Annotated in this window: 16 protein-coding genes; 14 read left to right on the forward strand and 2 right to left on the reverse strand. The window is 39.5% G+C overall.

Annotated elements, in window-relative coordinates:
- Nucleotides 1–34: 34 nt before the first annotated feature.
- Nucleotides 35–1,510: a carboxypeptidase-like regulatory domain-containing protein gene (locus KEM09_RS16285; RefSeq protein WP_212229885.1), complete on the forward strand. Its 1,476-nt coding sequence runs from the start codon at nucleotides 35–37 to the stop codon at nucleotides 1,508–1,510.
- 76 nt (nucleotides 1,511–1,586) lie between these two features.
- Here the strand turns inward: KEM09_RS16285 and KEM09_RS16290 are convergent, their stop codons facing one another.
- Nucleotides 1,587–1,826, reverse strand: a complete 240-nt coding sequence (locus tag KEM09_RS16290) for an acyl carrier protein (protein ID WP_212189955.1) — start codon at nucleotides 1,824–1,826, stop codon at nucleotides 1,587–1,589.
- A gap of 201 nt (nucleotides 1,827–2,027) precedes the next feature.
- On the opposite strand from KEM09_RS16290, the gene KEM09_RS16295 reads away from it, so the two are divergent.
- Nucleotides 2,028–3,197 (forward strand): BamA/TamA family outer membrane protein, encoded by a 1,170-nt coding sequence (locus KEM09_RS16295; RefSeq protein ID WP_212229887.1) that lies wholly within the window; start codon nucleotides 2,028–2,030, stop codon nucleotides 3,195–3,197.
- A 123-nt stretch (nucleotides 3,198–3,320) separates the two neighbouring features.
- On the forward strand, nucleotides 3,321–3,854 hold the full coding sequence (locus KEM09_RS16300) for a DUF4494 domain-containing protein (RefSeq protein WP_244825061.1): 534 nt from the start codon (nucleotides 3,321–3,323) through the stop codon (nucleotides 3,852–3,854).
- A gap of 40 nt (nucleotides 3,855–3,894) precedes the next feature.
- Here the strand turns inward: KEM09_RS16300 and KEM09_RS16305 are convergent, their stop codons facing one another.
- Nucleotides 3,895–5,112 (reverse strand): transaldolase family protein, encoded by a 1,218-nt coding sequence (locus tag KEM09_RS16305; RefSeq protein WP_212229889.1) that lies wholly within the window; start codon nucleotides 5,110–5,112, stop codon nucleotides 3,895–3,897.
- Between the two features lie 161 nt (nucleotides 5,113–5,273).
- Between KEM09_RS16305 and KEM09_RS16310 the strand changes: the two genes are divergently transcribed.
- From KEM09_RS16310 to KEM09_RS16360, 11 genes are all read left to right on the forward strand, one after another.
- Complete coding sequence (locus tag KEM09_RS16310; RefSeq protein WP_212229891.1) at nucleotides 5,274–6,500, forward strand: L-serine ammonia-lyase; 1,227 nt, start codon at nucleotides 5,274–5,276, stop codon at nucleotides 6,498–6,500.
- Nucleotides 6,501–6,625: 125 nt separating this feature from the next.
- Nucleotides 6,626–7,066 carry an NfeD family protein gene (locus KEM09_RS16315; protein WP_212229892.1) on the forward strand — a complete coding sequence of 147 codons (441 nt, stop codon included), beginning with the start codon at nucleotides 6,626–6,628 and terminating at the stop codon, nucleotides 7,064–7,066.
- A gap of 31 nt (nucleotides 7,067–7,097) precedes the next feature.
- Complete coding sequence (locus KEM09_RS16320) at nucleotides 7,098–8,018, forward strand: SPFH domain-containing protein (protein WP_212229893.1); 921 nt, start codon at nucleotides 7,098–7,100, stop codon at nucleotides 8,016–8,018.
- 250 nt (nucleotides 8,019–8,268) lie between these two features.
- Complete coding sequence (locus KEM09_RS16325) at nucleotides 8,269–8,841, forward strand: RNA polymerase sigma-70 factor (RefSeq protein ID WP_212229894.1); 573 nt, start codon at nucleotides 8,269–8,271, stop codon at nucleotides 8,839–8,841.
- A gap of 335 nt (nucleotides 8,842–9,176) precedes the next feature.
- A complete protein-coding gene (locus KEM09_RS16330) occupies nucleotides 9,177–10,181 on the forward strand; it encodes a FecR family protein (protein WP_212229895.1) in 1,005 nt (334 codons plus the stop codon).
- 158 nt (nucleotides 10,182–10,339) lie between these two features.
- Nucleotides 10,340–13,786 (forward strand): TonB-dependent receptor, encoded by a 3,447-nt coding sequence (locus tag KEM09_RS16335; protein ID WP_212229896.1) that lies wholly within the window; start codon nucleotides 10,340–10,342, stop codon nucleotides 13,784–13,786.
- Between the two features lie 19 nt (nucleotides 13,787–13,805).
- On the forward strand, nucleotides 13,806–15,590 hold the full coding sequence (locus KEM09_RS16340) for a RagB/SusD family nutrient uptake outer membrane protein (protein WP_212229897.1): 1,785 nt from the start codon (nucleotides 13,806–13,808) through the stop codon (nucleotides 15,588–15,590).
- A 176-nt stretch (nucleotides 15,591–15,766) separates the two neighbouring features.
- Nucleotides 15,767–17,191 (forward strand): sulfatase, encoded by a 1,425-nt coding sequence (locus KEM09_RS16345; RefSeq protein WP_212229898.1) that lies wholly within the window; start codon nucleotides 15,767–15,769, stop codon nucleotides 17,189–17,191.
- A gap of 6 nt (nucleotides 17,192–17,197) precedes the next feature.
- Entirely contained in the window at nucleotides 17,198–18,607 is a 1,410-nt protein-coding gene (locus tag KEM09_RS16350; RefSeq protein ID WP_212229900.1) for a sulfatase, read from the forward strand.
- Nucleotides 18,608–18,755: 148 nt separating this feature from the next.
- Complete coding sequence (locus KEM09_RS16355) at nucleotides 18,756–20,132, forward strand: arylsulfatase (RefSeq protein WP_212229901.1); 1,377 nt, start codon at nucleotides 18,756–18,758, stop codon at nucleotides 20,130–20,132.
- 194 nt (nucleotides 20,133–20,326) lie between these two features.
- On the forward strand, nucleotides 20,327–21,835 hold the full coding sequence (locus KEM09_RS16360; protein WP_212229902.1) for a sulfatase family protein: 1,509 nt from the start codon (nucleotides 20,327–20,329) through the stop codon (nucleotides 21,833–21,835).
- Nucleotides 21,836–21,880 lie beyond the last annotated feature (45 nt).

Below are 21,880 nucleotides of genomic sequence, written 5' to 3' on the forward strand. Positions count from 1 at the left end.
TCATCTAAATCTAAACCATAACTGCTCCATTAAAATGAACAGGCACCTTCTAAGTAAATTTTGGCTTATCCTTTTTTTCATTTGCTTATTGCCTGAAACGCATGCACAGATTACATCAATTAATCAACAAGGCATCACCATAGAGGCCTTGTTTGATTCGCTAACCAATCAAACGGCCATCGATATCGCATACGATGTTAGCGCGATTCCATCAGATAGTGCTGTTAACGTGAATTTTCAGAATAAACATGCCCTTCAAATAGTTCAGGAAGTTTTGAGGAATTGCCAGGTTGACATTACCTATCTCAATGGTCAGATAATAATTAGCAAACAGCTCCCTGCACCTCAAAAACCCCAACATATTGTACTTACCGGAACCGTTCTGGACCAGTCAGATGGTAATGCACTTCCATTGGTTAACATCTCTGTCATTGATAAACCATTGGGCTCCATTACTAATTCCATTGGGCAATTCGAATTTAAATTGCCACATAGCTATGCAGGACAACAACTGGCGTTTTCTTTCTTAGGCTACAACACAACTTTCTTAGCCATACCAAAGGAGGACTCTATCATTGATATCCGCCTGACACCAACGTCGGTGAGACTCGATGAAATAGAAGTGACATATAAAGATCCACAAACAATTGTAGAGCAACTTAGAACACATCATCGCAACAATTATTTTGATGCCCAAACGGTTCTTGAAGGCTTTTTCAGGGAGTCAATAAAACAAGATGAATCATACGTCCAGGTATCCGAAGCAATTATTGAAATAATAAAGCCCAACTACTATAATCCGTCTAACCTGGAACGTGTAAAATTTATCAAAGGTCGTAAAAAGAACGACCTGCGCTCGATGGATTTTATTGATTTTAAGTTAGAAGGTGGGCCATTTCAATTCTCACGTATTGACATAGCCCGCTATCAGGATTTTTATCTGGAAGATAAGCAACTATATAAATACACCTACGATGGCATTGCCATTTTAAATGATGAGATTGTTTACAAAATCAAATTCAGACCAATAAATGACGATGGCGATTTGCTTTATAACGGCACACTTTTTATTCATTCCGAAAGCTTTGCACTTGTCAGAAGTGAATTTAAACTAACCAATAAAGCCCTGAAGACGAGCGGTAAAACATTAATCAGAAAAGCATCAAGAAAGATTAAAGTAAAGCCATTGGCTGCCACATACTATATTGATTATCGCTATTGGGAAAACAAATGGATACTTAACCGTATTAAAGGTGAAATTGTTATTCGAATCAACGATAAGAATCAGAAAGTCAACTCTGTATTTACAGCAACCACCGAACTACTGATTAGTGATTGTACCATCAACGAAAAGTACAAACTTAGGCCTTCAGAACTATACAAATCAAAGTATGTTCTGGCCGATCAGATTAAAGAAACCGATGAGGAATTCTGGAAAGACTATAATATAATACGTCCCGACGAGGAGCTGGAGAAAGTATTTAAACAAACAAAGGTTGTTTCCAAATAAGTTGATGGGACGATAAAATGAGTGGTTTTATAGTCTTGTTTGGAAACAACCTCATGGGATTGGTCATTGAAAAATTTTATGCGCAATGTTTCTGAAGGTAATCAATAGTCGATTTTACAGAAGTCAGTTGCGGTATCTCGTCATTTTGAATAGCCACATCAAATCGTGTTTCTAAATAAAATAAGAAACAATTCATATCTAAATCATCAACAAAAAGTTCTTCACGTAGCGAGGCTTCTTCACTGATTCGGTTCTTCGGCACACCAGTTTTTCTTAAAACTTTGTACAAATTACGCCTTATCGCTTTAGCATTCATATCAAATTCTTTTTTGTTTACATTCATTAGACAATCCAAAGACAATATGGACGTATCTTTTTTTTGAATTTTTTTGAAAAAAATTCAATTATCCACTAAAAACAAGGCTTATCAACTGATTACCTGCTATTTAATAATTATATATTTTTTCACTTTTTTCTCCTTAACTTTGTTAATTGTAACGCTAGTGAAATTATTATTGTGAGAAAGCACATTCTAACCCCCATCTTATTCCTATTTACGGTTTTAACGAGCACAGCTCAGGTTGATTCTTTAGGCAATAAAATCCTTAATAATCTTGATTCATTACGATTTGCCGAGATAGAAAGAAGTTCTTTCAAACTAATGCCATACATAGCGCCCAGCTATACTCCAGAAACTCAATTTTTATTGTCAGGGGGCGGACTTATCACTTTCAAAACTCATAAAGACAAAATCTTAAACCTCTCATCCATTCCGTTTTCGGTTGGCTACAGTTCCAATGGTTCGTTTTCGGTGCGTGCCATAAATGTGATTTACTGGAAAGGCGATAAATTACGGTCAATAGGCGAGTTTCAACTGCGTGATATGCCAGATAACTATTGGGGCGTTGGATATGATAAGGCTAATTCGGTGCCTAAAACAGATACCACAACAGCTTATTCACGCAACTATTGGCGCTTTTATCAGCGCTTCCTAGTCAGAACTCATGAGAAAATATTTGTAGGATTGGTGGTAGACATTAATCGCACCAGGGCAATGGACCTGAATCAACTAATGCTACAGGATGAAGATGTGTTACATGACGGGACTGACATTTTTAACACTGGTGTTGGTCTGGAGGTTAGTTACGATACTCGTGACTTTGTCCAAAATGCCTATAATGGCGTTTTTATTAGTGGGATATTTACAACATATGCCAAATTCTTGGGAGGCAATACCAACTATAATATTATTGACCTCGACTATCGGCAGTACCGGGCTATTCAGCGCGAACGAAGAACACTTGCATGGCAGGTTAAAGGACGTTTTACTTTTAGCGGCAATACGCCCTGGACAGACAAATCGATGTTGGGTGGCCTGGACAATATGAGAGGCTATACAATGGGACGATTCCGTGATGATAACATGGTTTTTTCAACCCTTGAGTACAGGCATATGTTTAAGCGAAAAAAACTAAATAAAAAAGGTAATTATAACAGCCGTTTTGGTTACGTTGCGTGGGTAGGTGCAGGTTCGGTAGCCCCGTCTGTCAATAAACTTAAAGACTGGCTACCCAATGCCGGTTTAGGCCTCAGGGCCGAATTGCAACCACGAATGAATATTCGTGTAGACTATGGATGGGCCAAAGGCGAAAATGGTGTTTACATTACCTTTGCTGAAGTTTTTTAAGTTCAATCTCACTGTTAATAAGTCACTTTAACAGCTGATACGACTTCAACAATTCCCTTTTATCAGATATTGCTTTGGCAAATAGCAATCTATCTTATCTTTGCCCGATAAAAGTATAGTATCATGCAGAACTTATTTGAATGTAAAGTCAAATACGAGAAAATTGACGAACAATCGGGCAAAGAAAAGAAAGTAAGCGAAACATACTTAATTGATGCTGTTTCATTTACCGAAGCTGAGTCTAGAATATATAAAGAAATGGAATCAATGATTCGAGGCGAATTTGTTGTTACCAATATCAGAAAGGCCAACTACACCGAGATATTTGAAAATGAAGACGGGGACATCTGGTATAAGAGCAAGGTTTCTTTTGCTTCAGTTGACGAAAAATCAGGCAAAGAAAAAAAGGTAAGTAATCAAATTCTGGTATTAGCAAGTAATGTAAAAGATGCCTATGATAAAATTCATCAGGGCATGGGCGGTATGACCGTTGACTTTGACATTAATGCTATTTCAGAAAGTCCTATCCTGGACTTCTTCCCATACTTTAAAGGTGATGAGGTGAATAATGACATCCCTGCCAACCTGAAACCATTGGCTGAGGTAGCAGAAAGAGATGAAAGCCCCGTATCAGATACTGAAACAGAAGAAGAATAGAGTTCTTAAGCCTCGGACCTGAGAAATCCGAGGCTTTTTCTTACAACACACTACTTATCTTAGAATCCAGCTGTTGCTGGTCGTTCATAAACGATAGCAAGCCTGCCTTATTCATTAAGGTATCAATCCCCACCTGATAATTTTCGATTTTACCGGCCCATTTGTTGTGAACAGGTATCTTACCGTCATTTTTTAAATGCTGAATTTCATTATTGTCAAAATCAGGAAAGATATCGTGACAACCATAATCGTTAAAAAGCTCTATCAAGGCATCTGTTGTATCGGGTGTTTTGTGAGCTAAACGCATGGCTACTTCTTTCTCCTGCTCTCTGGCCTGCCAGAGGTGCTTTAGATTAAACTGCCTAATCAATTCAACAGGTATATTAAACGCAGCACCATTAATATGTGAGCCGGTTGGTACATTGCCATTTTTTTGAGCATCAGCAATTACTTTCACAGGTATAGTCAGCACATCAGTACCCGCCAAACTTAGCAGCTGGGATGCTGATCGTATGCTGGCACCAATAAGTTTGGTATTAGCCAATCCTCTCTCATTAATCTTACGCATACATTTTTGGGTTTCAATGGTCACCTTTTCGCCAATTCCAACACCATCGCTCAGATTATTATTCACAAAATAAGCGCCCAGCCTTCCAACAAAAACATTACAATAAACAGGCTTAGCCACCAAACTGGCTATCACATTTTGACGCACGCTAAAACCTAAAGTCATATTCACCGGGATGCCTGTCTGATGAAGTTTCCTGGCCGCTATAAGTCCTGCAGCCGTAAATGGCACCTTTATTATAAAAGATTGTGGAGCTATAGCATGTAAACGCCTTCCAACCTCCACTGTCTGCAAAATATCATCGGCATAATCAGTATGCAATTCAACACTCACTTTACAGTTAAATATGTGAGCCAGGCGCAATCCGTGAATGGCATTGATACAAAAAGCAATCTCTTTCACAATTACCTCGTGCTCGTCCATTTTCAGTTCTTTCGACAAGTGCACAAACGCCTCATCATAAACACCCTTCTGAACTTCCAGGTTAAGCAAGGTATTATTGGTGGTAAGTGCCGAATATTCAGAAGTCCACAGCTCTCGTGCACTATCTATATCACCAGTATCCATCCAAAGATGACTGCCGGAAGTTAAATAATGCGACCAATATTCAGAATGCAATTGTTTAAGATTAGTATTGTCAAACTGATTGGCCAGATGGTAGATTGAATGGTTGGATATCGGATATTTCATAGCATGGAGGATTGGTTACTATAAAAATAAGCGATAGAATTCTGTATTTCAAGATGAAAGGCCAATAAAATAATTGACAAAAATCACCATTTATTGAATGCAATAACAAGAAAAGCAATCATGCACTTCACTACCTTTGTAACACTTAAAAAAGCAGGATTATGATGGAGTCAATCAAAGAAATATATAAAATTGGCAGCGGCCCTTCCAGCAGTCATACAATGGGACCTAAAAAGGCAGCTGAGATGTTTATTAAACGTCGGCCTGATGCCGCCCGGTATAAAGTTACTCTCTATGGAAGCCTGGCTGCTACAGGTAAAGGTCACCTTACCGATTACGCCATTGAGCAAGTATTTGAAAAGAAGAACTACCCTTTAAGTGTGGAATGGAAGCCTGAAGAGTTTTTACCACGCCACTCCAATGCCTTAACTTTTTATGCCTACAATAGTAATGATGAGGAAATTGACAGGTGGACGGCGTACAGCGTTGGAGGAGGCACAGTTGTTGATGATTTTACCAAAGAGGAAACAAAATCGATATACGAACTCACTACCCTTGAAGACATTCTCAAATGGTGCGAAGAAAATGGCAAACAGCTTTGGGAATATGTTGAAGAAGTAGAAGGGCCTACCATTTGGAAGTACCTTACAAAAGTATGGAAAGTAATGAAAACTGCCATTGATAAAGGGCTTGACGAAGAGGGAGTTCTTCCCGGCTCATTAAAGTTACCCCGAAAAGCAGCCTCATACTATATCAAGGCCAAAAACTTTAGTGGTAAAATGGAGCGTCGATCAATGATTTTTGCTTTTGCACTGGCCGTTTCTGAGCAAAATGCATCAGGTGGTAATATTGTGACAGCACCTACCTGCGGCGCCAGTGGGGTTTTACCAGCCGTACTAAAGTTCGTAGAAACCTATTATAGTGCTTCCGATAAGAAGATTCTCCGTGCACTTGCTACAGCAGGACTAATAGGAAATTTAGTTAAATATAATGCTTCAATTTCGGGTGCTGAAGTTGGATGTCAGGGTGAAGTTGGTACAGCATGTGCCATGGCTTCGGCTGCTGCCACGCAACTTTTTGGAGGAACTATCTATCAGATTGAATATTCGGCAGAAATGGGACTGGAGCACCACCTAGGGCTCACCTGCGACCCTATTGCAGGCCTGGTTCAAATTCCATGCATCGAGCGAAATGCCTTTGCAGCTGCGAGAGCATTAAATCACAACACCTATGTGCTATTATCCGATGGCAGACACCGGATAACATTTGACGAAGTGGTAAAAGCTATGAAACAAACCGGTCACGATTTGCCAAACATCTACAAAGAAACCTCCACGGGTGGTCTGGCAGTATTTCATCAAGCACGCAATATCATGAAGAACTCATAAATCATTAATAATCTGAGAGGTTAATTACTAACCTCTCAGATTATATTATATTTCCATGTAATTATGTTGGTTGAACTAATAGTTATGTTTATATTTAAATTACAAAACCAAACACAACAAAACATATGGAAATCTTATCCAACGAAGCAGTTATCTGGTTCATTGCAGGTGCTGCCCTACTACTACTCGAATTTGTTATTCCAGGTGTATTTATTTTATTTTTCGGAATTGGAGCTTGGGTAACTGCCTTGTGTGTGTATCTCTTTGAGCCATCATTGGCCATGCAGTTTCTGATTTTCAGTAGCACTTCAGTGTTATCGCTAATCTTACTCCGCTCATTTTTACTTAAGAAACTTTATAAAATGCCCGATCCGGTTGTTGATCCTGATGAAGAGTTTATTGGTGGTGTAGGCGAATGCATCGTCGATATCAGGCCCGATGCAGATGGTAAAGTTGAATTTAAAGGAACAAGCTGGACTGCTTCAGCTGGAACTGAAATAAATCCGGGAACGAAAGTCAGAATCATCAGAAAAGTAGGCTTACTTTTGGAAGTAGAACCTGCCTAAAATTTATTTAACCTCTTATTTTATTTTACTTATGGATGCACAAAGTATAGTATTTATTGTTATCGGTGTTATTGTATTCTTTATTCTACTCTCTTGCATTAAAATTGTACCGCAACGCTCTGCATATATTGTTGAACGACTGGGTAAATACAATGGCACATTAACTGCAGGATTCCATTTCCTGATGCCAATCATTGATAAGGTTTCATACAAACACACACTAAAAGAGGCAGCTATTGATGTGGCTTCACAGTCGTGTATCACAAAAGACAACATTGCAGTGGAAGTAGATGGCGTGTTATACCTGCAGGTAATTGACCCTCAAAAAGCTTCTTATGGAATTGACAACTATGGATTTGCGGCGATACAGATTGCTCAAACAACCATGCGTAGTGTGATTGGTCGCCTTGACTTAGATAAAACATTTGAAGAACGTGAAACGATTAACACCAGTATTGTTGATGCTGTTGACAAAGCCAGCGATCCTTGGGGAGTGAAGATCACCCGTTATGAAGTAAAAAACATCACTCCGCCTCAGAGTATTAAGGATGCAATGGAAAAACAGATGCGTGCCGAACGTGAAAAACGCGCAATGATTGCCGAATCGGAAGGTCAGAAGCAAGCTAAGATTAATGTAGCCGAAGGTGATAAGCAGGAATTGATTGCCCGCTCAGAAGGGGAAAAACAGAAACGTATCAATGAAGCTGAAGGTAAGGCCGCCGAAATTGAATTTGTAGCCACAGCAACCGCAAAAGGAATACGCGAGATTGCCACTTCAATCAATGAAAAAGGTGGTATTGATGCTGTGAACCTGCGGGTGGCTGAACAATACCTGGGAGAATTTGGCAAATTGGCTAAAACCAATAACACCATGATTATTCCATCCAATATGTCCGATATATCAAGTATCATTGCAACGGCCACCTCCGTTCTTGATCAAACCAAAAAATAATCTTTTAGGAAAGCGAGTCAGAAGGCTCGCTTTTTTTTAGCAAAACACCTTGCAAATAAATTGTTATTAGAATCAACAATAACAACTAATAGCAACACAACCAAAGACTGTTACAACAATAATTCCCACCTTCTATTCAAAGCCAATCACAACCCAATAAAACAACTTATTAGTTCTTTCCTCTTTCTTTTTTTTTACTTTTATCCCGAAAATGCACTGATAAACATTTACCCTAAATAATATTGCTCGCATGGATAGGGGGGATAACTTCCTGATAAAGGAGTTAAAAAAAGGAAATAAAGACGCTTTTGAATTTGTGTTCAAACAATACTATTCGTCGTTATGCTTGTATGCGGCAAAATACACTTCAGATGATTCAGGGGCTGAAGATATTGTTTCTGGTTTCTTTCTCAATTTCTATAAAAAGCGGCAAATACTGCAAATACATACTTCATTAAGAGCCTACCTTTATCAATCAGTCAGAAATCTCTGCTTAAACCACTTGCGAGATTTCAAAAAGCAGGCGACTCTAACTAATCAGGAAGATCAAGTTCATCTACATGCCTTTGAATACAATGAAACAGTATACGAAACGCTTATCGGAAAAGAAGTAGAACAGAAGATTACAGAAGCCTTGGAGCAGCTACCTGAACAATGCCGCATTATATTTGAGATGAGCCGTTTCAAAGGAATGAAATACAAGGAGATTGCCGAAGCGCTGGACCTTTCTGTCAATACCATTGAAACTCAAATGTCGCGTGCCCTGAAGAAATTAAGAGAAGACCTAAAAGAATACCTGCACCTAGTCGTTGGATTCTTATAAAGTTTCAATACATAACGGATGCTTACTAGCAAAATTCTTTCTAACAAACGCATCTTAAATCTCATAACTAGTAAATTCCCTGTTTAAAACACCTTACATCTAATCCCTCCACTCCTATCAAAATCGGTTCGGATATTATCACAATCATTTATACACTTCAATAACAAATACAAAACATCACCTCAAGCATTGAAATTAATAATCAATCGCATCTCGTTGAATTATTACCAATTACGCCCCTCAACACTAATTTTTGAGGTAGAATATTAAAATAATTTAGTTTTCATGTGGCGGTAAATTGTTTCTCTCGTGTCTTAGAGTTAAAATACAATATAATGTCCGAAGAAGATAAAATCAATCATATAGCCCGTTACTTGAATGGCAATAGAGACAGTCTAACCCTTTCAAATATAAACGAATGGCTGGAGGAGAATGAAACAAACCAGGTAATCTTCGACGAAATACGGGAAATCTGGCATTCACTTGATGCAGAAGAGGAAAAGAAGCGCTTTAATGTTAATGAAGCATGGGCAAAATACAGTTTATGGATTGATCAGCAGCAATCAGATAAAAACCAATCTATATTTAAACGGCATCTTATACAAGCCGGTAAATATGCAGCCGTAATACTGATCGCCATTATGAGCACTTGGTTAATTTTTGATTACAATTCCAATAATACCCAAGATCAATCTTTTATTGCTGATATACCATTAGGTCAAACAGGTACAATTACCCTTAATGACGGAAGCCAGGTAACTCTTAATAGTGGTTCAAGACTTACTAGCCTCTCAATGGGTAAGAATAATGAAAGAAGAGTAAGACTTAGTGGGGAAGCATATTTCAAAGTAGCACATAATCCAGACCTTCCATTCTATGTTGAAATAAATAATATCAATATAAAGGTATATGGTACTGAATTCAATGTGAATGGATATAATGAGGACAACTTTACAGAAACAACGTTAGTTAAAGGTAAAGTAGGCATTCAATTAAATACAGGGACAGAATATATTCTTAAACCTAATGAAATGATTCGTGTTGCAAGAGACAATAGTACTGAAATTGTAACAGTCCCATCTGCAGCGCAAGAAATCAACTGGTTGAAAAACATGTACAAGTTTAAAAATCAACCACTCAATGAAATTGCCAAACACATTGAACGTATGTACGGAATGAAAGTGATAATAGAAGATCAACAGCTAGCCAAAGAGAAATATACAGGGCAGTTCGCTAAAAACGAATACATCGATATCGTGCTGCAAAGATTGGTTATGACCTCTCCATTTAAAATAGACTATGACATAAAGGATGAACAAATAACAATTTATAGAAACTAAATTTTAACACTATAAAAAACAACATATGAGATAAACCAAGAAATTGAAAACAAAAAAGGGAATGCTCCAACATTCCCTCATTGACGAACATGCTCCAACATGTTCAATAAAATGTTATAGCCTGCTACTGGCACCAAACACTTTAATATTTCAAAAGTATGAAAAAAAATTCACCGGACAGGTATGTCCTGTTTAAATCATTACTAGTCATGAAGCTGACAGTATTACTCCTACTGGTTTTTACCATTAACGCTTTTTCTTCTGCCTACTCACAGAAAAGCAGGGTAACCATCCATTTGAAAAATGTATCCCTCGAAAAAGCACTTGAAACGATTGAAAAAGAATCTGATTATAAATTTTTCTACCACAACGAAAGAATTGATTTGTCAGAACATGTATCTGTGGAAGTGGAAAACGCAACAATTGAGGATGTACTATCCAAAATTCTGGATAGCAACAATGTCGATTATAAAATTATCGATCAGAGCATTATCCTAACGGAACCCGCTCATTATCTACCCAATGGAGCCCAACAACAAACAAAGACAACTGTTACAGGTGTTGTTAGGGATGCTGCAGGCGATCCACTGCCTGGAGTAACAGTACTTGAAAAAGGCACCACAAATGGTTCAATAACAGGCATTGACGGCTCCTACTCTATAACCACCGATAACCAAGATGCAACCATCCTATTCACATTCATCGGGTTTGAAAAGCAGGAAATCAAAATAGCCGGTCGTACTTCTATTGATATCACTCTTATGGAAGAAACAACCGGCCTAGATGAAGTGGTTGTGGTAGGTTTCGGAACCCAGAAAAAGTCCAATGTAACAGGCGCAACAACAACTGTTGCGATGGAGGATGTACTTGGCAACAGGCCAGTGACCAATACCATGCAAGCCATTCAAGGTACAGTACCAGGCATGCAAATTACAGTTCCATCCGGAGAACCAGGTGCTACTACAAGTATCAACATCAGGGGAACCACGTCCATCAATGGAGGTAGTGCATTGATTTTAATGGATAACGTACCGGTATCATCTGAAGATGTCAATCCTCAGGATGTAGAGTCAATTACCGTACTTAAGGATGCTGCTGCTTCATCCATTTATGGTGCCAGGGCTGCCTTTGGAGTTATCTTGATTACCACCAAAAAAGGAGGAAAGGACCAACCGGTAAAGTTTAACTATTCAAACACTTTCAGTTTTGGTACGGCAACTGATATTGCTGAAAAGGAATCGACCTACAACTTCGTTAACGCAATGAATGACTGGGGAGTAACTTCGTACTGGACCAACCAGGACATCCCAACCTGGGTTAACTTTCTGGAAGAATATAAGAATGATAAAGGACTTTATCCTGAAGGCTATGCCACTGATGAGTATGGCGTAAGATATCCCTTGACCAATACAGGAACTATCGATGAGTTAATTGGCCAGGGATCATTCTCTCAGATTCACAACTTCAATTTTAGTGGAGGAGGAAAAAGATCTCAATACCGCGTATCACTGGGTTACAGTGATGAAAACGGTATCATGGTATCTGAAAACGATCGCTATACCAAGTATAATTTTGCCACCTATTTAAGCACTGACTTAACCGACAATTTAAAGGCATCTGTTAATATTGCCTATCGTAACAGCTCAAAACTGACTCCGAGGACAAGCTATTACAATGCAGTTACAGCCAAACCATGGACACCGGCATCAGGAAACCACATTTTTGAGGATGGAACTGCAGTGCCTTATGATGCTCCTTCCAATCTGGCAAAGTTGCAGCAGCCAAATGAAGAGACACAAGGTAATATGCGTTTATTAGGTAAATTAGAATATGAGCCATTCAAAGATTTGATTTTGACAGGAGAATACACCTATGAATCAAAGAATCAGAATAACTACAGTATGGATGAGCAGTTGGACTTTGTGGATGCTAACCGCTATACCTTAAAAGAAGGAAATTCTGAGAGTACTTTTTATCGCAAATCGAATACACAAAGGACTTATAACGCAAGTAACTTCTATGCTAAATATAAGAAGCAAATTGGCAATCATCATTTTAACGCCTTAGCTGGTATCAACAAAGAAGAATTTCATTCTGAAAACTTTTGGGCCAGAAAAGCAGAGCTTTTAAATGCAGACTTACCAGCCTTATCAACAGCTACAGGAACGATTACTGCCGACGACAGCTTTGGCGAATGGGCTGTATTGGGTTACTTTGGACGTATCAATTACAACTATAAAGAGAAATACTTTGTTGAGGCCAACGGACGCTACGATGGCTCCTCGAAATTTGCAGCACGTGAGAAGTATGGTTTCTTTCCATCTTTTTCAGTGGGCTGGAATATGGCAAGGGAAAACTTTATGTCAAACTTCGAAACCATTTCGCATCTGAAGCTGAGGGCTTCATGGGGAGAAATAGGTAATCAGGAGGTTAATGGTAATTACTTATCCATACCAGGTATGCCTATCACAAATGCCAATTGGATCAATCCTGATTCGGGCTTAAGATACAATACCGTTAACCCACCAAGTTTAGTAAGTCAGACTTTTACCTGGGAAACGGTTCAAACCCTTAACTTTGGATTAGATGTAAAATTGCTTAACAACAGATTGAGCACTTCTTTCGATGTTTTTAACAGAAAAACATTAGGCATGATTACGGCTGCCGTTAAGGTGCCAGATGTGCTTGGTACAGTTGCTCCACCTGCCAATGCAGCAGATTTGGAGTCACGCGGTTGGGAACTAGAGATGTCTTGGAATGATCGCATCAATGAATTCAAGTATAACGTAGGTTTCACACTATTTGACAATAAAGCTGAGATCACAAGGTTTGATAATCCTGCCGGGCTAATCAGCACCTATTACGAAGGACAAATTTTAGGTGAAATTTGGGGCTATGAAAGTGATCGCTTTTATACGGTTGACGATTTTGTTGAAGGAAGCTTAAATGATAATTTAACAGGAGGAACCTTAAATGAAGGTGTTCCTGCATTTATTGGTCGTAATCCAAATCCGGGTGACATGATGTACAAAGACCTGAATGGCGATGGAGAAATCAGTCCGGGAAGCAGCACACTAAGTGATCCAGGAGACCGAAAAATTATTGGTAATAATAAGCGTCGTTACCAGTATGGTATTTTTGGTAATGCATCCTACAAAAACTTTGATTTCTCATTCCTTCTGAACGGAGTTGGAAAACGGGATTTGTATATCAATAACAACATTCGATTCCCTTATACCGGAGAATTTAATACCATGCATAAAGGTCAGATGGATTATTGGACACCTGAAAATACCGATGCTTATTTTCCAAGAAACTATGACCTGGGCGGTGTTAACTACGGAAACAGCCGTTTAACACAAACCAAGTATCTGATTGATGGCTCATTCCTGCGTATCAAAAATATTACACTCGGATATACATTGCCACAATCACTATTGAGCAAAGTAAACATTGAAAAATTCAGAATTTACGTATCCGGAGAGAATCTTCACAGTTTTGATGATATGCCTGATGGTATTGATACCGAGCTGCAATCAAAAGACCAAGGTTTTTACTATCCATTGATAAGAAGCTTTAACGTTGGTTTAAATGTTACTTTTTAACTTAATAAAAGCTACAGAAATGAAAAAAACATATAGCGTATTATCGGTTTGCATGATCCTGCTTTTAGTAGGGTGTAGCGATGCATTTTTAGATAAAGCCCCACTAGATCAGCTTTCAGAGCCAACTACTTTTACTACGGATGCTAATTTTGAAACCTATTGCTGGGGATTTTACAATACTTTCCCTGGTTTTGATCTTACCCCAACCAATAATGAGTGGAATGGTGATTTGATGTGTCAAGGCTCTGGCAGTATCGGTCGTGATTGGCTCTGGCAAAATGTAGTTGAGCCGAACAATGCTGATAGTTGGACAGAGCCTTACGAGAGAATTCGTCGAATTAACCTGATGTTGAGTAATATCGAAGGCAGTCAGTTGGATGAAGAAGGACAGAAGCACTGGCGCAGTGTCGGATACTTTTTCAGAGCCTATGAGCATTTTCAATTGTTGATTAAATATGGTGAGTTCATTTATTTGGATGAATTAGTTAATGAAACAGATTTGGATGTATTGTATGGACCAAAAACATCACGTGATGAAATTGCTGCTAAGATGTTAGCGGATTTGGAATATGCAGAAGCTAATATCCGAGCTGAAGGAGCTAATGTAGTTGACCAGAGTGTTGTACAAGCATTAATCTCACGTTTTGGGCTGTTTGAAGGTACTTGGCGCAAATACCACTCACTGGGTGATGAAACTAAATACCTGCGTGCCAGTGCAGATGCTGGCATGGCACTTGCCCAGTCATTTCCTGATTTGCATGGCAATTACGATCAGGTGTTTAATAGTACTAATTTGAATGGAACAGATGGCATTCTACTATATAAGGCCTATGAATTTGATGTAATGATGCATATTCACACCTCACGCCATCGTAACTCGGCAGGAAACTGGGATATTACCAAACGCGGTATTGACAAATTTTTATGCAAGGATGGTGAAACCATATGGACCAGTGGCATGTTTGAAGGCGATGTAAATGCACCAGAGGATCCGTACGCTGAATTCAGAAACCGCGATGAGCGATTGTATTATATGACTCCTCCACCATATCAGGTCGTGCCAACTGGTCAAAAGACCTGGGAATACGATCCGGATCCAAAACACCGTGAGTATATTGATTTAATGAGCACTTTATCGGATGCCAATCATAAGCCATTGCCTTTAAGCAACTGGCAGGGGATTATCTTAAAGCAAGAGCCACATTATCGTAAAAGCAATAAGGGCCAAGGCTTTATGGTGAGCTATACTGGCTACCGATTTCATAAGTATTACAATGAATTTCATACCGGCATACAAAACAAAGAATACACCGATTTTCCGGTATTCCGCATGGGTGAGGTATTGGTTAACCTGGCTGAAGCTCTGTTTGAGTTAGGTGAATTTGATCAGGATGCTGCCAATTTAACGATTAATAAATTACGTGCTCGTGGAAATGTAGCAGTTTTAGATATTGCTAATTTCGTTGATGACCCAACGCGTGACGCTGATGTGGATCGTGTACTATGGGAAATCAGGAGAGAACGTGCAGTTGAGTTAATGGGTGAAGGTTTCCGTTTCGATGATATCAGAAGATGGAGAAAAGCCCATGAGTATGGAGCACTTGAAAAATTAGGCAGGTATGTCAATAATGCCAACTTCGGTAACAAACTACCTATTCAGGGTGGCGCTTCTGTTGGTTTTGTTTCTCCATGGGGCGTGCCTCCAGGATTCCCGGAACACTACTACCTATATCCAATTCCATTGGAAGAATTGGCATTGAACGAAAAACTGGTTCAAAATCCAGGTTGGAAAAGAGCAGAATAAGAAACCTGATGAAAAGTTCATAAATGCATCACATTTAAATAAGTCAGCCTGTTTTTTAATACAGGCTGACCTTTAATTTTAATAAATTATTATCGCTAACAATTATTCACCAGTAGAGACCTAAAGATTTAGGTTAAATCTATAAATCTGAGAAATGTAATATAAAATCAGCCAAAATGAAAAAGCAAATAATCCTCATAATTGTCTTAATTGCACTAATGAATACATTCTTTGGCTGCGTTAATAGCTACTCTTTAGAACGTTCAAAGAAAAGTCCAAACATTATACTTATCAATATTGATGACATGGGTTGGTGCGATGTTAGCTTTATGGGTTCTCAGTATTATGAAACACCTAACCTGGACGCACTGGCTAAAAACGGTATGATCTTCACTAATGCCTATGCTTCGGCATCGAACTGTGCCCCCAGCCGAGCCAATATGATGAGTGGCCAATGGCCTCAACGCCATGGGATTTATACTGTAGGCTCGTCTGAAAGAGGAAAAAGCGCTACTCGTAAACTAATTCCAACCAAAAACAAGGAGTCTATACCTGAGGATAATATTCTCATCCCTGAGGTTCTGAAAAAAGCCGGGTATATTACTTGCCACTCAGGCAAATGGCATTTAAATGACGATCCCACTACCAAAGGTTTTGACATCAATATAGGTGGAAATCATTCAGGTAATCCCGGCAGCTATTATCCACCATACAGAAATGTAAATTCATTAACAGCTCCGGACGATGATTATTACCTTACCAATCTGATAATGGATAAAACGCTTGAATTTCTTAACACAGTATACGACCAACCGTTTTTCCTTTACTATTCACCCTATGCGGTCCATACACCAATACAACCCTATAAGCCTTTGCTAGGAAAATATGAAGATAAACCTGAATGGAACGGACAAAATAATCCCAGCTATGCTACTATGGTTGAAAATCTGGATACTCAGATTGGCCGAATGATTAAACAGTTAAAAACATCCGGACAACTAGATAATACCTTCATCCTGTTTATATCTGATAATGGAGGACACTATGGTGTCACTAAACAATGGCCCTTGAGATCAGGTAAAGGAGCTTACTACGAAGGAGGAATACGTGAACCAATGTTCGCCTATTGGGAAGGCAAAATTCCGGCAGGCACAAAATCTGAAACACCAATAACTAATCTGGATTTCTACCCTACCATTTTGGATGTTGCAGGAATTTCCAAACCTATCAATAAAGTGCTGGATGGCCAATCCATACTACCATTGCTGACAAAACAATCAGAAATGCCTCATAGACCTTTATATTGGCATTTTCCAATATACCTTGAGGCTTATGCAAAAAACGACACCACTACCTTCGATCCTTTATTTCGCACTCGCCCGGGTTCGGCTATTCGTTATGGAGATTGGAAACTCATTCAGTACTTTGAGAATAACGACTTTGAATTATATAACCTGAAAGATGATTTGCGTGAGCAAAATAATCTGGCTACTACTAATCCGGAAAAACTAAATGAATTACTGGAACTGCTTGAAAAATGGCGAAAAAGCACAAATGCACCAGTTCCAACTGAATTAAATCCGGAATATATACCAAATTAAAACATCATGAAGCTTATTGGAATCAAATACTTTAGCTTGCTTACACTTGCTCTTACTACACTTATAGCAGCATGTGGGGACAGACATCAAAAAGAAGGTGAAAGTCAACAACCTAACGTCATCATCCTTTTCTCTGATGACGCAGGTTATGCCGATTTTAGCATGAATGGGAATCAGCTTATCAAAACTCCTAATATAGATGCCATCGCTAAAAATGGAATCACATTTACCAATGGGTATGTGAGTGGACCGGTATGCAGTCCTTCCAGAGCAGGTTTAATGACCGGACGTTATCAGCAGCGCTTTGGACATGAATGCAACCTGGGAGGTAACTATACTAAAGTTGATGAAGAGCTATTAGGTCTGCCCGTTGGAGAATTAACCATTGCCGATTTAATGAAACAAAGCGGCTATTGTACCGGCATGATAGGCAAATGGCATTTAGGTGAAAAACAACAGTTTCATCCTTGTAATCGTGGTTTCGATTACTTCTTTGGCATGCTTGGTGGCAGCTCGGCTTATCACGCAGGTAAGGCAAGCTCAATCATTCGAAATTTTGAACAAGTCAACTATAAAGCTTTACCTTATTTGACCGATGCCTTTGGTGACGAAGCATGCAGTTTTATAGCTGAAAACAAAGAGCATCCATTTTTCCTGTATGTATCCTTCAATGCACCTCATACGCCAATGCACGCTCGCCCTGATTACCTGGCAGAGGCTAAAAGCCTATTCGAAACAGAGCAACGGGCAGTTAACGCCGCTATGACACGATCACTGGACGACAATGTTGGAAAGGTGATGACTAAATTAAAACAACTGGATTTGGACGATAACACCTTGGTTTTCTTCACCAATGACAATGGAGGAGCCATGCCCTATAATGCTTCTTGTAATGATCCATTCTCAGGAACCAAAGGCACCTTTCTCGAAGGGGGAATTCATGTACCTTTTCTGGCCCAGTGGCCGGAGATGATTCCTGCAGGTGCCAAGTATATTCAACCTGTTATCACGCTGGATATTTTACCTACTTCAATAGCCGCTGCAGGGGGCGAGTGCCCACCTGATAGAAAATATGACGGTGTTAACCTATTGCCATATATTACACAAAAAAGTAATAACATTCCGCATTCAGATTTATACTGGCGTTTACAACATCATGGAGCCATACGAAAAGGAAACTGGAAACTTATATGGTTTGATGATAAAGCTCCTTGCCTGTACAACCTTGATACCGACATCTCTGAACAAACTGATTTAGCTGAGGAATATCCGCTTAAAACTAAGGAGCTATTGGATGATTTTAACCGTTGGCAAAAGGAGCTACAGGCACCAATATGGGTATCTGATCCTAAATGGAAAGAGCATTCAAGGCAGCGCTATGATCAAAGCTACGTTAATTCATTGAAGAAGAGATAGAATGTTCTTTATCATACAGATAAACAAGTAAATGACATATATTATCATATAGGAACAGAGTAATTTATAGACTAAAATACTAAATACACAAACAGTGAAACTACATCCTTATTTTAAAACAGCAATAGCACTACTAACTATAGGTGCTATGATGACCAGTTGTGCTCAAAAGACTAAAAAAACTCAACAGCCAAACATTATTTATATCCTGGCCGATGACTTGGGATATGGTGATTTAAGCTGCTATGGACAAACCAAATTTGCAACGCCAAACATTGATAAGCTGGCTGAACGCGGCATGCGTTTCACACAGCATTACTCTGGCAGCACCGTTTGTGCGCCGTCGCGCAGTGCCTTAATGACAGGCCAGCACACCGGGCACACTTACATCCGAGGTAACAGAGAGCGCCAGCCCGAAGGTCAGCACCCATTAAAAGGTGATGCAGTTACCATTGCGGAGTTATTTAAGCAAGCGGGGTACGCCACCGGTGCATTCGGTAAATGGGGATTGGGTTACCCAGGCTCAGAAGGTGATGCCAACAACCAGGGCTTCGATACCTTTTTTGGCTACAACTGCCAAATGCTGGGCCACCATTACTATCCTTATTTCTTACGCTCCAATCAGGATAGCCTTGTGTTGGAAGCCAATGCCGGACAGCAAACAGGTATTTATGCTCCTGACCTGATCCACGAAAAAACTCTTCAATTCATTGATGACCATAAGGATGCACCATTCTTTTTGTATGTACCATCAATTATTCCTCATGCCGAATTGTTTGCGCCGGAAGAATACATGGAACGCTTCCGTGGACAATTTGAACCTGAACACACTTATAAAGGGGTGGATGATGGTCCTCGATTCCGTAAAGGACCTTACGGCTCTCAGGCTGAATCACACGCTGCATTTGCAGCTATGATTACGCTATTGGATGATCAGGTAGGTGAGATAGTGCATAAAGTAGAAGAACTGGGTTTGGCTGATAATACGCTCATCATCTTCACATCCGACAATGGGCCACACATTGAAGGAGGCGCGCAGCCGAACTATTTCAATAGCAACGGCCCGTTCAAAGGCTATAAAAGAGATTTATACGAAGGTGGCATCCGTGTGCCGTTTATTGCCAGCTGGCCTGGTGTTATTGCTGAAGGTACAACTTCCGATCACATCTCTGCTTTTTGGGATATGATGCCAACATTTGCCGATATCACAGGTCAAAAGGCTCCGGAAGGCATCGATGGCATTTCGATGCTGCCTACCTTAACCGGTGAAGGTGTGCAGGAACAACACGAATTCCTGTATTGGGAATTTCATGTTTGGGGTGGCCGTAAAGCTTTAAGAATGGGCAATTGGAAAGCCGTTCAGTATGGCATCTCTAAAAACCCTCAGGCGCCAATTGAGCTTTATGACTTATCGGTTGATCCGGGAGAAACAAAGAACGTAGCAAACGAACATCCTGAGATTATAAATGAGATAAAGACTATCCTTAGTACTTGTAGAGTTGAATCAGACATCTTTAAGTTCTGACAAAAGGCAATAACACCATCGGAACACTAGCTGTGAAGTACATTTTTCGAATAATTTCACTAAAACACAATGAGAAATAAATAAAAATATAACGAAAGAAGCATTGTTTTCATTTCGTTTTTAAAGAGAAGAAACGTATTTTTGATAAAAAATAAAAGTACATTATACTTTTATATAACTAATAACCGGAAATAATGATGAAATATATTTTAATATTAAGTGGGATCATTTGTATGGCCATCTTTAATTCATGTTCAACACCTTCCAAGCAAAACCCTAACATAGTAATCATTTATGCCGATGATTTAGGGATTGGTGATGTAAGTTGTTATCAACAAGGCACACTTAATACACCAGGTATTGACCAAATGGCAGCCGAGGGCTTAAAATTCACAAATGGATATGCAACTGCGGCTACCTGTACGCCCAGCAGATATAGTTTATTAACAGGTGAATACCCATGGCGAAATAACCGAGCTGCTGTTCTGGCCGGAAATGCTGCTTTATTGATAGATCCAAACTCCAACACCTTACCCAAACTTCTAAAAAATAATGGATATACTACAGGAGTGGTAGGCAAATGGCACCTGGGGCTTGGCGATGGCAACATTAACTGGAACGCACCTATCACATTGGGTGCTAATGAAGTTGGTTTTGACTATTCATACATCATGGCAGCTACCAATGACAGGGTACCAACGGTTTTTGTGGAAGACGGTGAGGTTGTTAATCTGGATAAGAACGATCCGATACTGGTAGACTACCGGGAAAACTTCGAAGGCGAACCAACCGGAAAAGATAATCCTGAGCTATTAAAAATTCATCCAAGCCATGGCCACGATATGAGTATCACCAATGGCATATCGCGCATTGGATATATGAAAGGTGGAAAATCAGCCCTATGGGTAGACGAAAATATGGCTGACAACTTTTTGGAAAAAGCAAAGAACTTCGTTAAGCAAAATCAAAGCAAACCCTTTTTCTTGTTTTATGCCCTGCATCAACCACATGTTCCTCGCGTTCCACATCAGCGCTTTGTCGGTAAATCTGGATTGGGACCCCGCGGCGATGCAATTTTAGAAGCCGACTGGTGTGTGAGTGAGTTTCTTAAAACGCTCGATGAATTAGGTTTATCCGAAAACACATTGGTGATATTCTCAAGTGACAACGGACCGGTTTTAGACGATGGCTATCAGGATGAGGCTAAAGAACTACTTGGAGATCATACACCATGGGGAAACTTGCGTGGTGGCAAATACAGCTTGTATGATGCCGGCACACATATTCCATTCATTACCCGATGGAAAGGGCAGATTAAGCCAGGTGTATCAGATGCTTTAATATCACAGGTTGACCTTTATGGAAGCCTCGCAGAACTTTTACAATCAGAAAACAAACGGCCTGATAGCCATTCCTTATTCGATGTACTCATTGGCAAATCAACAAATGGACGCAACCATTATGTAACAGAAGGCTTACAAGGCCGATTAGCCTATCGCGAAGGCGACTGGGTAATGATTCCGCCGCACAAAGGAGGGAAAAAAATAAGCTGGGGTGTGGATATGGAAACTGGTTTCTCAATGCAATCTCAACTATACAATCTTAAGGACGATCCAAGTCAACAAAATGATTTGGCAGAAGAGTATCCTGAGAAAGTTGAGCAAATGATGAAAAGCTTTGAAGCAATTAAATCGCGTAAATAAATGGGACTATATCATTTATTAGAGGTAGTAATCATACAAAACGAA

The sequence above is a fragment of the Carboxylicivirga mesophila genome (genome assembly GCF_018271975.1).
Taxonomy (GTDB): Bacteria; Bacteroidota; Bacteroidia; order Bacteroidales; family Marinilabiliaceae; genus Carboxylicivirga; species Carboxylicivirga mesophila.